Source organism: Malikia spinosa, assembly GCF_002980625.1.
Taxonomy (GTDB): domain Bacteria; phylum Pseudomonadota; class Gammaproteobacteria; order Burkholderiales; family Burkholderiaceae_C; genus Malikia; species Malikia spinosa.
Genome location: NZ_PVLR01000007.1, coordinates 21,761 through 34,543, shown reverse-complemented (window position 1 = coordinate 34,543; position 12,783 = coordinate 21,761). Strand labels below are relative to the sequence as shown.

At 65.9% G+C, this 12,783-nt stretch carries 9 protein-coding genes and 1 pseudogene; 1 reads left to right on the top strand and 9 read right to left on the bottom strand.

Annotated features, from left to right (window positions below; all coding sequences use genetic code 11):
• Positions 1-51: 51 nt before the first annotated feature.
• From arsC to C6P61_RS02350, 7 genes and pseudogenes are all read right to left on the bottom strand, one after another.
• Positions 52-387 (bottom strand): annotated as a pseudogene (gene arsC, locus C6P61_RS18115) (arsenate reductase (glutaredoxin)); the annotation flags it as partial.
• Entirely contained in the window at positions 384-1,412 is a 1,029-nt protein-coding gene (arsB, locus tag C6P61_RS02375) for an ACR3 family arsenite efflux transporter (protein ID WP_105728329.1), read from the bottom strand. The gene arsB and the pseudogene arsC, both read right to left, overlap by 4 nt.
• A gap of 75 nt (positions 1,413-1,487) precedes the next feature.
• Positions 1,488-1,982 (bottom strand): arsenate reductase ArsC, encoded by a 495-nt coding sequence (locus tag C6P61_RS02370; protein ID WP_105728328.1) that lies wholly within the window; start codon positions 1,980-1,982, stop codon positions 1,488-1,490.
• A 10-nt stretch (positions 1,983-1,992) separates the two neighbouring features.
• Positions 1,993-2,322, bottom strand: a complete 330-nt coding sequence (locus C6P61_RS02365; protein ID WP_105728327.1) for an ArsR/SmtB family transcription factor — start codon at positions 2,320-2,322, stop codon at positions 1,993-1,995.
• Entirely contained in the window at positions 2,319-3,557 is a 1,239-nt protein-coding gene (gene arsJ, locus C6P61_RS02360; protein WP_211296914.1) for an organoarsenical effux MFS transporter ArsJ, read from the bottom strand. The genes C6P61_RS02365 and arsJ overlap by 4 nt, the downstream gene beginning before the upstream one ends.
• 1 nt (position 3,558) lies before the next feature.
• Positions 3,559-4,602 (bottom strand): ArsJ-associated glyceraldehyde-3-phosphate dehydrogenase, encoded by a 1,044-nt coding sequence (locus C6P61_RS02355; protein WP_105728325.1) that lies wholly within the window; start codon positions 4,600-4,602, stop codon positions 3,559-3,561.
• 135 nt (positions 4,603-4,737) lie between these two features.
• The gene (locus C6P61_RS02350; RefSeq protein WP_105728324.1) at positions 4,738-6,429 is read right to left on the bottom strand and encodes an alkaline phosphatase D family protein; all 1,692 of its coding nucleotides are present in this window, start codon (positions 6,427-6,429) and stop codon (positions 4,738-4,740) included.
• Positions 6,430-6,621: 192 nt separating this feature from the next.
• Between C6P61_RS02350 and C6P61_RS02345 the strand changes: the two genes are divergently transcribed.
• Entirely contained in the window at positions 6,622-8,511 is a 1,890-nt protein-coding gene (locus C6P61_RS02345; RefSeq protein WP_105728323.1) for a bifunctional metallophosphatase/5'-nucleotidase, read from the top strand.
• 92 nt (positions 8,512-8,603) lie between these two features.
• Here C6P61_RS02345 and queC read toward each other — a convergent pair whose 3' ends face one another.
• Both queC and C6P61_RS02335 read right to left on the bottom strand, forming a co-directional pair.
• Complete coding sequence (gene queC, locus C6P61_RS02340; RefSeq protein ID WP_105728322.1) at positions 8,604-9,353, bottom strand: 7-cyano-7-deazaguanine synthase QueC; 750 nt, start codon at positions 9,351-9,353, stop codon at positions 8,604-8,606.
• Positions 9,354-9,425: 72 nt separating this feature from the next.
• Positions 9,426-12,767, bottom strand: coding sequence for an ATP-binding protein (locus C6P61_RS02335; RefSeq protein WP_105728321.1), 3,342 nt, complete (start codon positions 12,765-12,767; stop codon positions 9,426-9,428).
• Between the last annotated feature and the right edge of the window lie 16 nt (positions 12,768-12,783).

Sequence of the window (12,783 nt, the reverse complement as noted above, 5' to 3'; positions counted from 1 at the left end):
GCCATCCTCCTTGCTGAAGGCACCGCGCTGCGGATCGGGCAGGATGTCGAGCACGGCCTCGGACGGCCGACACAGCCGCACGCCCAGCGGCGTGACGACGATCGGGCGCTGGATCAGCACCGGGTGCTGGCCGATGAAGTCGAGCAGCTGCTCGTCGCTCCACTTCGGGTTGCCCAGATCCAGTGCGTCATAGGGCGTGCCCTTCTTGCGCAGCAGGTCGCGCACGGTCAGCCCCAAGCGCAGCAGCAGCACCTTGAGCTCGTCGCGGCTCGGTGGCGTCTTGAGGTATTCGACCACGTGGGGCTCGACGCCGCTGTTGCGGATCAGCGCCAGCGTGTTGCGCGAGGTGCCGCAGCCGGGGTTGTGATAAATCGTGATCTGGCTCATCTTGCATCTCCTGTGACAGTCCTGGGCTTCCAGGCATTGACGATCGCCACCAGCGACAGCATCACCGGCACTTCGACCAGCACGCCGACCACGGTCGCCAGCGCCGCGCCCGAATTCAGGCCGAACAGCGAGATCGCGACCGCGACCGCCAGCTCGAAGAAGTTGGAGGTGCCGATCAGGCAGGCCGGCCCTGCCACCTCATGCGGCAGCTTGAGCCACCGGGCGCCCCACCAGCTGATGAAGAAGATGCCATAGGTCTGCAGCACCAGCGGAATCGCGATCAGTCCGATCACGCCCGGCTGCTCGACGATGGTGGTGGCCTGGAAGCCGAACAGCAACACCACGGTGGCGATCAGGCCGACGATCGACCAGGGCTTGAGTCGTGCGACGAAGTCGGCCAAGGCGTGCGGGGAGCGCTTTTCCAGTCCATGGCGGGTTGCCATGCCGGCAAGCAACGGCAGCACCACGTAGAGCACGGTGGACAGCACCAGCGTCTGCCAGGGCACGGTGACATCGGTGACGCCGAGCAGGAAGGCCGCGATCGGCGCGAAGGCCACGACCATGACCAGGTCATTGATCGAGACCTGGACCAGGGTGTAGTTGGCGTCTCCCTTGACCAGCTGGCTCCAGACAAAGACCATCGCCGTGCAGGGTGCTACGCCGAGCAGGATCATGCCGGCGATGTATTCGCTCGCCGTTGCCGGATCGACCCAGGGCGCGAACAGGTACTGGAAGAACAGCACGCCGAGCGCGGCCATGGTGAAGGGCTTGATCAGCCAGTTGACCACCAGCGTCAGCAGCAGGCCCTGCGGCTTCTTGCCGACATCGCGCACCGCATGCCAGTCGATCTGGATCATCATCGGATAGATCATGACCCAGATCAGGACCGCCACCACCAGGTTGACCTGGGCCAATTCCAGCGCCGCAACGGCCTGGAACAGGCCGGGAAAAACCAGTCCCAGGCCGACGCCAGCGGCAATGCCGAGCGCGACCCAGACCGTCAAGAATCGTTCAAACAGACCCATGGGGCTTACCTCTTGCAAAAGTCGAAAGCCTGGACTCATGCGAGCCCAGGCCTCGTGGTCTCAGACCTGGTCGTTTCAGGCCTGACCGATACGCTCCAGTTCAGTCTGCAGCGACAAGCGGCTGAGCTTGTCGAAGGACAGATTGGCCAGCAGCGAGATGCGACGGTTCAGCACCAGGAAGGCATCGGAGAAAGCCTTGCGCCGGGTGATTTCGTCGCCTTCAACGGCTACCGGATCGGGCACGCCCCAATGCGCCGACATCGGCTGGCCCGGCCAGACCGGGCAGAGCTCGGCCTTGGCGCTGTCGCAGACGGTCAGCACGAAGTCCATCCTGGGCGCATCCGCAGCGGCGAACTCGTCCCAGTTCTTGCTGCGCAGGTTCTCCAGGGGGTAGTGATTGCGCTGCAGCAGCTCGATCGCATAGGGATGGACCTGGCCGGCCGGCTGGCTGCCGGCACTGTAAGCCTGGAAGCGGCCCATGCCCTGCAGGCGCAGGATGGATTCGGCCATGATGCTGCGCGCCGAGTTGCCGGTGCAGAGGAACAGGACATTGAAGGTACGGGGAGTCATGGTCAGGCTTTCAACAGGTGGTGCATTGCACAGGGATGGGGATATTCAGGCAGGGTTCGCCGCCACAGCAATTGGCAGTCAGGAAACCCAGCAATTCGTTCATGGACTCGACCTGCGCGCGGTAGATGATGTGGCGGCCGTCGCGCACCTGGCTCACCAGGCCGGCGTTGAGCAGCTCCTTCATGTGAAAGGAGATCGATGTCGGCGCAATGCCCAGCGCTTCGCCCATGCGGGACGGCGTCGCGCCCCCGGGCCCGGCCACCACCAGCAGCCGGAACAGGCGCAGGCGCGACTCCTGCGCCAGCGCGGCCAGCGCCTTGACCACTTCGGTGTCGTTCATGCGGCCACTCCTGGCGCCTGGGCGCGGACAGTCGGCAGGCCCAGCGTCACCAGCCAGCACAGGACCAGCATCAGCGCCGAACCGACCAGCGCGTACAGCAGCCCGCCCCACTGATACAGCAGGCCCGACAGCAGCGTGCCGATGAAGCGACCCAGCGCATTGGCGGCGTAGTAGAAGCCGACATCCTCGGCCGCCTTCTCGCTGCCGGCATAGGCCAGGATCAGGTAGGAATGGACCGAGGAATTGATGGCGAAGGCAAAGCCGAACAGGCCCAGGCCACCGACCACGACCCATTCCAGGTTCGGCAGGTCGAGCGCGACCGCAGCCGCCAGCCCGATCGTGACCAGCGCCAGCAAGGCCGACCAGAGGCGCGCGGCCGGCACCTCGCGGCTCAGGCCGTCGGCACTGCGCTTGACGATGCCGGGCGCCGCCGCCTGCACCAGGCCGTAGCCGATGGTCCAGGCCGCCAGGAAGGTGCCGACCATCGTGAAGTTCCAGCCGACCGAATACAGGAACACTGGCAGGCCGACCACGAACCAGACATCGCGCGCACCGAACAGCACCACGCGCGCGGCAGCCAGCGCATTGATGCCGGCATTCTTGGCGAACAGCTCCTTGGCCGACTTCGACGCCTTGCTCTTGCCCATCATGGTCGGCAGCGAGGTCGCCACGCCCAGCAACACCAGCGCCAGCAGCCCTGCCATCGCCCACAGCGAAGCCTGGAAGCCCAGCGTCTGCAGCAGCAGGCCGCCCAGGAAGAAGCCGATGCCCTTCATCGCGTTCTTGCTGCCGGTGAACCAGGCCACCCACTTGAACAGCTGGCCGGCGCCCTGCTCCTTGGCCTGGGCCTGCGTGACCTTGATCGCCGACTTGGCAGAGGTCTTGGTCAGGTCCTTGGCCACGCCGCAGATGCCCTGCGACGCCACCACCCAGGCCACCGACATGGCAGCGGTCCAGCCTGGGTCGAGCAGCGACAGCAAGGTAAAGCCCGTGATCTGCGTCACCAGGCCCACCGTCAGCATGCGGGTGATGCCGTAGCGGGTCGCGAGCCAGCCGCCGATCAGGTTCGCCAGGATGCCGGCCGCTTCGTAGAGCAGGAACAGGAAGGCCAGCGTGACCGACGAATAGCCTAGGCGGTAGAAATGCAGCAGCACCAGCATCCGCAGGGCGCCATCGGTCAGCGTGAAGCCCCAGTAGGCCGCGGTGACGATGGCGTAATTGCGCGCGGCACTCATCTCAGATGCCGACCTGTTCCATGTGGCAGGCCAGATCCACCATGCGGCAGGCGTAACCCATCTCGTTGTCGTACCAGGCATAGACCTTGAGCAGGGTGCCGTCGGTCACCAGGGTCGACAGCGCATCGATGATGGAGCTGCGGGTGTCGCGCGCATAGTCGGCGCTGACCAAGGGCTTTTCCTCGTAGCCCAGGATGCCGGCCAGCTCGCCCTCGGCGGCGGCCTTGAACAGCGCGTTGACCTCCTCGGCTGTCGTTTCGCGCTTGAGCTCGAACACGCAGTCGGTCAGCGAGGCATTGAGCACCGGCGCGCGCACCGCGTGGCCGTTGAGCTTGCCCTTGAGCTCGGGGTAGATCAGCGCGATCGCGCTCGCGCTGCCGGTCGTCGTCGGCGCCAGGCTGGCCATCGCGCTGCGGGCACGGCGCAGGTCCTTGTGCGGCGCATCGACCACCAGGTTGGTGTTGGTCGGGTCGTGGATGGTGGTGATCTGGCCGTGCCGGATGCCGATGTTCTCGTGGATGACTTTCACCACCGGCGCCAGGCAGTTGGTGGTGCAGGAGGCCGCCGTCACGATCCGGTCGCGCGCCGGGTCGTACTGGCCTTCGTTGATGCCGACCACGATGTTGAGCACGCCGCCGGTCTTGACCGGGGCCGCGACGATCACGCGCTTGGCGCCACGGTCCAGGTGGCCCTGGATGGTTTCGGGCGTCAGGAACTTGCCGGTGCATTCCAGCACCACCTCGACCCCGAGCTCGCCCCAGGGAATGTCGGCCGGATTGGCATGGCTGCTGAACGACAGTTTGCGCTCGCCGATGCGGATGATGTCATCGCCCTCGGCCTCGATGTCGGCACGCCACTTGCCCTGCACCGTGTCGAAAGCCAGCAGGTGGGCGGTGGCGGCGGCACCGCCTTTCAGTTCATTGAGGTGCACGACCTCGAGCCGGTTGCCGGCGCGCGGATCGTCCGACTGACGCTCGGCGGCGCCGAAGGCGGCGCGCAGCGCCAGACGGCCGATGCGGCCCATGCCATTGATACCCACTTTCATCGCTTGCCCCTTGTGTAATGCAGATGCTTCAATATTTATTGAATTATTGCAAAGAACTGTGACAAGCCGATGTCTGCCGGCAGCAGGGCCTGTGTGGCGACACCGCGGCTCGCCAGTCAAGCCCTGCCCGACTCATCAGCCCAGACCAGGCTGGTAGACCAGGGTCTTGCCAGCCGCCGCATCGACGGCATAGCTGCGGCTGTCAATCCGGTCGACAAACACCCATTCGCCCTTGGCCGCGCTGGCCGTGAAGGTCATCTTGAGGAAGCCGCGCCGCTTGGGGTCCATCCAGTCGAGGTCGTCGATCACGTTCTCGAAGATGAACTTGACCTGCTCCGGCGGCAAGGCGGCCAGATAGTTCTCCAGCCCCGGCGAGCTCACGCTCGAGGTCGCGAACTCCTCGCCGACCTTGCGGCCGTCCATCAGCGTCAGGCTGCTGTGCCAGGCGTTGTGGGTGTCGCCGGCCAGCACGACCAGCTTCTTGCCGAGCTGGGCCGCGGTGCCGAGCACATATTCGCGCGCGGCCGGATAACCGTCCCAGGCGTCGAGGTTGTAGCCGAGCTCGGGGTTGATGGCCGGATTCAGCAGCGCCTGCTGCGCCGGGGTGCGCGCGGCGACCGGCGTCGCCTTGGCCGTCAGATAGTCGGTCACCGCCTTGGCACCGTCCGCCACGGCAGTCGGCGAGGTATTGGCCGGGTTCAAGGCATTCAGGATCGACAGCGGCACCGTCATGCGCGCCATCAGCACCTGCTGGCCCAGCACCTGCCAGCTGGCCTTCGAAGCGCTCATCTGGCCCTGCAGCCATTGCAGCTGGGTCTGGCCCAGCAGCTGGCGCGTGGGCGATGACAGCGCAGCCAGCGCGCTGGCCTGGGTCGCCGGGTTGAGCAGCTGCTCGATCGTGACCTGCTGGTCGCGCCCGACCAGACGGGTGTCGAGCATGTGCAGCGACAGCAGGTTGCCGAAGTCGAAGCTGCGGTAGATCTGTCCCTGGTCGGCACCGCTGCGCACCGGCATCCATTCATGCCAGGCCTGCAGCGCCGCCGCACGGCGGGCGGCAAAGCTGCCTTCCTTGGCCGGATCGTGGTTCTCGGCGCCGTCCTGGTAGGTGTCGTTGGCGATCTCGTGATCGTCCCAGACCGCGATCATCGGCAGGCGCGCGTGCAGATCCTTGGCGTCCGGGTCGCTGCGGTACTGGGCATGGCGCAGGCGGTAGTCGGCCAGCGTCAGCAGCTCGGTGACAGGTTGCACCACGCGGCCAAGCTTGTCCGCGTTCGCGGAGGCGTAGCCGCCGGCCGCGTATTCGTAGATGTAGTCACCCAGGTGCAGCGCGAACTGCGCGTCGGACTTGGCCACCTCGGCATAGACGTTGAAGAAGCCCGCCGGGTAATTGGCGCAGGACAGCACCGCCAGCCTGACCTCGCTGACCGAACCGGTCGGCAGGGTGCGGGCCCGACCGACCGCGGAGGCATGCTGGCCCTGGCGGAAGCGGTAGAAATACTCGGTGTTGGCGGCCAGTCCGCTCGCATCGACCTTGGCGGTGAAGCCGGTCGCGGCAGTCGCCGTCACGGTCCCGCTCTTGACGATGCTGGCAAAGCCGTTGTCGCTCGCAACCTCCCAGTTCAAATCGACCGCGACATCGCTGTCGGGATAGCGCGCATGGGTCCAGAGGATCACGCGGTCAGCCAACGGATCGCCGCTGGCGACGCCATAGAGGAACTGAGGCACAGCATCATCACCACCGCAGGCGCTCAGGACGGCGCCGGCCGACAGGGCGGCCGCAACGGTGGACAGACGGATGACGAAATCGCGGCGATGGATCGGGTTCATGGGCTCGGTAAGGAAGTGAAAGCTTGCTTCACCTTAGACGCTGTTTGTGAAAACATGTTGAAGGCGCAATCTTCATCAGGATGGACAAGGACAGCCCGGACCAGCCGCCATGGCCTGCCACGAAGAATTAATCGTTCCGTCACATGCCAGCGTTAGGCTTTGTGCCATCTGTTTTCAATTGGATATCTGACCATGTCACGCAACGACTTCAATTTCACCCCGCTGCGTCCGGCAGCCATGGCGGCGCTGGCTGCCCTCACCTTCGGCCTGGCCGCCTGCGGCAGCGATGACATCAGCTACAAGGCGATCGACATCAACATCGCCCACATCAACGACCACCATTCGCAGCTCGACCCGATCGCGGCCCAGACCCTCAAGCTCGACGGCGTCGACACCCAGGTCGATCTGGGCGGCTTCGCGCGCCAGACCACGGTCTTCAAGTCGCTCGCCGGCACCCCCAACCTGCTCAAGCTGCATGCCGGCGATGCCATCACCGGCACCCTCTACTACACCTTCTTCAAGGGCGAGGCCGACGCCAAGCTCATGAACAGCATCTGCTTCGATGCCTTCACGCCCGGCAACCACGAGTTCGACGACGGTGACGAGGCGCTCAAGACCCTGCTCGACAAGCTGGCCGATCCGCTCAACGGCGGCAACTGCGGCATGAGCACGGTTTCGGCCAATATCCTGCCCAAGGCCGGCACCGCGCTGGCACCGGCTGGCGGCAAGGCCTATCTGAAGCCCTACCTGATCAAGAAGATCGACGGCGTCGACGTCGGCATCGTCGGCCTGACGGTCGCGGCCAAGACCGTCAACTCCTCGCGCCCGCTGGCCAGCACCGAGTTCAAGGATGAGGCCACTGCCGCCCAGAAGGCGATCGACGAGTTGCGCGCCCAGGGCGTGCGCCATGTCGTGCTGCTGTCCCACCTGGGCTACGAGGCTGACAAGAAGATTGCGCCGCAGCTGACCGATGTCGACGTGATCATCGGCGGCGACTCGCACAGCCTGCTGGGCGATTTCAGCGCCGTCGGCCTGACCGCTTCATCGGGCAGCTACCCGACCAAGGTCCAGAACAAGTCCGGCGAGACGGTCTGCATCGGCCAGGCCTGGGAATATGCCAAGGCCTATGGCCTCATGAATGTCAAGTTCGACGACCAGGCGCGCGTGCAGAGCTGCGGCGGCCAGGCCAAGCTCGTGATCGGCGACAGCTTCAAGCGCAAGGACGCTGCAGGCGCCTGGCAAGCCATGGCCCCGGCGGACAACCAGGCCCTGGTAGCCAAGCTGGCCAGCAGCCCCAACGTGCAGGTAGCAGCGCTGGATGCCAGCGCGACCGCCACGCTCAAGACCTACTCCGACCAGGTCGCGGCACAGAAGGCAATCAAGATCGGCAGCGCCAGCGAGGCGCTCTGCCTGGTCCGCATGCCGGGCGAAAGCACCAACCGCAGCGGCACCACGGCCGGCTGCGAAAGCGCCAACACCCTGGCGCGCGGCAGCGATGCGGCCCAGGTCGTGGCCGAGGCGTTCCTGAACGCCAGCAAGCGCGCCGACTTCGCGCTGCAGAACGCCGGCGGCGTGCGCATCGCGATCCCTGCGGGCGACCTCAGCATGAACACCGCCTTCACCGTGCTGCCCTTCACCAACGTGCTGGTCGAGATGAACCTGACGGGCGAGCAGATCATCGCCGCGCTGGAAGATGGCGTGGCCAACTACGACGCCAGCAGCTCGACCGGCTCGCATCCCTACGCGGCTGGCCTGCGCTGGGACCTGGACCTGAGCAAGGCCAAGGGCCAGCGCTTCAGCAATGTGCAGGTGCGCAACAAGACCAGCGGCGCCTGGAGCGCGATCGACAAGACCAAGACCTATGTGCTGGTGACCAACGACTTCGTCGCGGCCGGCGGCGACGGTTATGCCACGCTGGGTACGCTCTACAAGAGCGGCGCCTATGTCAACACCTACCTGCTCTACACCCAGAGCTTCGTTGACTATGTCAAGGCCAAGGGCAGCATCGCTCGCCCGGCCCGCGCCGACTACTCGCACCAGCAGGTGATCAGCAAGGCTGGCGTCGCCCTGTCGGCCAACTGAGGCTGCACTCAGCAGCAGGAAAGCCGGCAATGCCGGCTTTCTTTTTTGGCTCTGACCGGCTGCCGGGAAACTGGGCCAGCCCGTAAGCCGGACTAGTTCGCCAGGCCGGCTATCCCGTCCGACAGACCGGCGCGCCAGCGCTGCCAGCCGCGCGCGCGCAACTCGCAGGCCGGACAGCTGCCGCAGCCCCAGCCCCAGTCGTGGCGATGCTCGCGATCGCCGAGGTAGCAGGTGTGGCTGTGCTCGACGATCAGGTCGACCAGCGCCTGACCGCCCCCGGCCACGCCCGAATCCGCGCCGAGCTGCTCGGCCAGGGCCCAGGTCTGAGCCTTGTCGATCCACATCAGCGGCGTCTCGAGCAGCAAGCGCCGGTCCAGGCCGAGCGAGAGCGCGACCTGCAGCGCCTTGATCGTGTCGTCGCGGCAGTCGGGGTAGCCCGAGAAATCGGTCTCGCAGACCCCGGTCACGATCACCTGCAGGCCGCGGCGGTAGGCCAGCGCCGCCGCCAGTGTCAGGAACACCAGGTTGCGCCCCGGCACGAAGGTGTTCGGCAGGCCGCTGGCCTCGATCTGGAACGCCATCTCGCGCGTCAGCGAAGTCTCGCTGACCTGGCCCAGCACGCCGACATCGAGCACATGGTCCTGGCCGAGCCGCTCGGTCCAGGCCGGGAACTGGCGCCGCAGCTCGGACAGCACGCACAGGCGCGCCTCCATCTCGACCGCGTGGCGCTGGCCGTAATGGAAGCCGAGGGTTTCGACGCGCTGATAGCGCTGCAGGGCATGGGCCAGGCAGGTGGTGGAATCCTGCCCGCCCGAGAACAGGACGAGAGCGGTGGTATGCATGGGCGCTATGGTAAGCCCGCCGCACCCGGCATCGGGCTGGCGCTGGCCTGCTGCTGCTGAACCGCTACGACTTCAGCGCTCGCCAGCTGCGGCTGCTCCGGGCGCGGGCGACTGCGTGGCGGCCGTCTGGCTGGCAGCGGTGATCGCGGCCAGCACCGCTTCCAGCGCCTGGTTGAAGGCCGGCAACAGGCTCAGGTCTTGCCGCTCGAGGCCGGCCTCGAAGCTTTGTGCCACCTGCTGCAAGGTCTGCGCGCCCAGGGTCGGCGCCAGCCCCTTGACGGTATGGACCAGACGAGCGGCATCCTTGAATTGCTGCTGTTGCAGCGACTCGGTCAACTGTGCGGCCGCCGGCGCGAACTGCTCGGCGAAACTGGCCAGCACCGCCTGCAGCAACTCCGTGTCCCCGCCCAGCTCCTGCAAGGCCAGTCCGAGGTCAAGCACGACCGGCGCCGTCGGCTCGGGCCGGACCGTGGCAGGCAGATCAGCCTGGTAGGCAGCGGGCGCGATCCATTTGATCAGGGTATCGACCATTTGCAGCGGATCGATCGGCTTGGCGATGTGGTCATTCATGCCGGCCGCCTCGGCGGCCTGGCGATCCGACAGCCGCGCCGCAGCCGTCAGCGCGATGATCGGGATCGAGCGACCCGCTTCGGTCGCGCGGATGGCACGCGCGGTCGCAAAGCCGTCGAGCACGGGCATCTGCAGATCAAGCAAGATGGCATCGAAATGCTGCAGCTGCACCTGCTCCAGCGCGGCTCGACCGGAATCGACGGTTTCGGCCAGCAAACCCATCTTGCGCAGATAGGCGCTGGCCACCAGCAGGTTGACCTCGTTGTCGTCGACGACCAGCACCCTGGCGCCCCGGATCGGAACCGCCCGTTCGGCCAGCGGAGACAGCCGGCTGCGCGCATCGGCCGCCGCGAACGACGAACGCTGCCCCGCAGGCAGCACCACCCCGCACTCCGACTGGCTGGGACAGCCCAGCCTGATCGTGAACCAGAAATGGCTGCCCTCGCCCATCTGGCTGCTGACACCGATCTCGCCCTGCATCAGCTCGACCAGTCCCTTGCTGATGCTCAAGCCCAGTCCGGTGCCGCCGTAGTAGCGCGAAGTCGAGGCATCGGCCTGCTGGAAGGCGGTGAACAGCCGCTCCATGTGGGCCGGCAACATGCCGACCCCGGTGTCGATCACCGAGACCTTGAGCAGCACCGTATCCGGCCCGCGCTCCAGGCATTCGGCCTTGACGCGGATCGAGCCGCGCTCGGTGAACTTCAGCGCATTGCCGATCAGGTTGTTGACTACCTGCAGCAGGCGCAGCGGGTCGCCGAGCAGGACGTCGGGCAGATCGGGATCGCATTCGACCGAGAACGCCAGCTGCTTTTGCTGGGCCCGGATCGCAAACAGGGCCTCGCTCTTGTGCAGCACGTCGGCCACGCACATCGGAATCGATTCGACCTGCAGCAGGCGCGACTCGATCTTGGAGTGGTCGAGAATGTCGTTGAGCACCCCGAGCAAGGCCGTGCTGGCAGTCTCGATCTTTTCCAGATAGTCGCGCTGCTCGGGCGCGAGGTCGGTATCGAGCAGCAGGTTGGACAGGCCGATCACCACCCCCATCGGGGTGCGGATCTCGTGGCTCATGTTGGCCAGGAACTCGTTCTTGGCCTCGTTGGCCGCCGCCAGCTCCGAGGTGCGCAGCTCCAGGCTGCGGCGATAGTTCTCGAGCTCGGCCTCCACCGCCTTGCGCTCGGAGATGTCGCGCAGCAAGGCCAGCACGAAAGTCTGGCCCGCCCATTGCGCCCGGCTCAGCGAGACCTCGGCGAAATAGCAGCTGCCGTCCTGGCGCTGATGCTGCGTTTCGTAGGAACTGCCCGCGCCATCGACCTGCTCGATCAGCTGCCGTATCTGCGCCGCGCTGTACGCCAGCTCCCACTCATGGAGATAGCGCCCGGTCAGCTGCTGGCGGGTGTAGCCGAGCAGGGAAGCAGCCTTGGGATTGCATTCGACCACCCGACCCTGGGCGTCGCAGATCAGGATGCCGTCACTCGCATGGGTGAACAGCGCATGGCGGCGCGCAGCTTCATTGGCAATCACCTGCTGACTGCGCTGCTGGCGCGCCTCCTGCTCGGCGATGGTGTCGAGCAACTCGTTGAAGTCCAGCCCCAGTTGCGCCAGCTCGTCGCCGGTTTGCTGCAAGGCCACCCGGGCCTGGCGGTCCCCCTGGCGCACGGCCTTCATCGTCTCGCCCATGCGCTCGAGCCGCAGCGTCAGCACATGCCCGAAACGCAGGAACAACAGCGAAATCGCCAACATCACCAAGGCCAGCAGCAGCGAGATCGACCCCAACACCCAACGCAGGATGCGCTGATAGGGCTCGCGCGGAAAGCTCGTGTTGATCATGCCCACGCGCTGTCCGTTGCCGTCTTGCAGGGCTTCGAAGCCAGCCATGTAACTCGCCCCATCGTAGTCCAGCACGCCCAGCCAGGGCTGACCCTGCCCCATCACGGTCTCAATGACCTCGGGCACGGCGGATCGGCCCAGCAGGCGCGTGCCTTCATTGCGCTGCACGCTGACCGCGATGCTGAGGTCATCGAGGTAAATGGCCGTCACGCCTTCGGCGTTGTCGAGCAAGGTGCCGATCGGGAAAATGATTTCCCGCATGTGATCAGTCAGTGAATGATTCCGGTTCAGCAAGGTACCGCCGACCAGGATCAGATCGGGCATGCTGAGCGACAGTGGGAAATGCGCCGCGGCATTGACCAGCAAGCCATGCGCCGAGGTCACGGTCTTGCCACCGGTCTCGTTGGCGGGCAATTGCAATTGGCCAAGAAAATGCGGCGAGAAGGCGCTCAACTGCTCAGGCGTGAACTTCTCGTAGGCGGCGCTGGTGACCCCGATGCGGGCCTGGCGTATCACGTAAGAGTCGGGCAGGTACTGGCCCGACAGCGCGCCCGTGCTGCTGCCGAGGATTCGGCGTTCGTCGCCGACCACCAGCAGATAATCGAGCCCGCTGTTCTCGGCTGCCGTCTGCAAGGCCTTGTTGAGTGCCAGCTCGTCCGGGGCCTGACCGATGGCCTGCCTGACCTCCTGTTGCAGCGAAGCCGACCTGACCAGCTGCTCGACGCGATTGCTGTTCTGGGTCTTGAGCAGCTCGAGGTAATTGCGCGCCCCCGCCAGGTTGCCGTGCAAATTGGATTTCAGCAGGGTCTGCTTGTCCGCGACCGCGGTCAGGACTCCGATCACGACCGGAAACGCCACCAGCAGCGGCATCAAGCCCAGCATCAGCATGCGCACGCGCAAGGAACGACTCCAGGCCGGCGACTCGCACTTGTACCAATGCCATGCCTGCGCGATCTTGCCGCGCCAGCGTGTCACGCGCTGCGCTGCCGGCTGGCCCGACGATCTGCTTGATGCCATTTTAGGTAGAATTTCC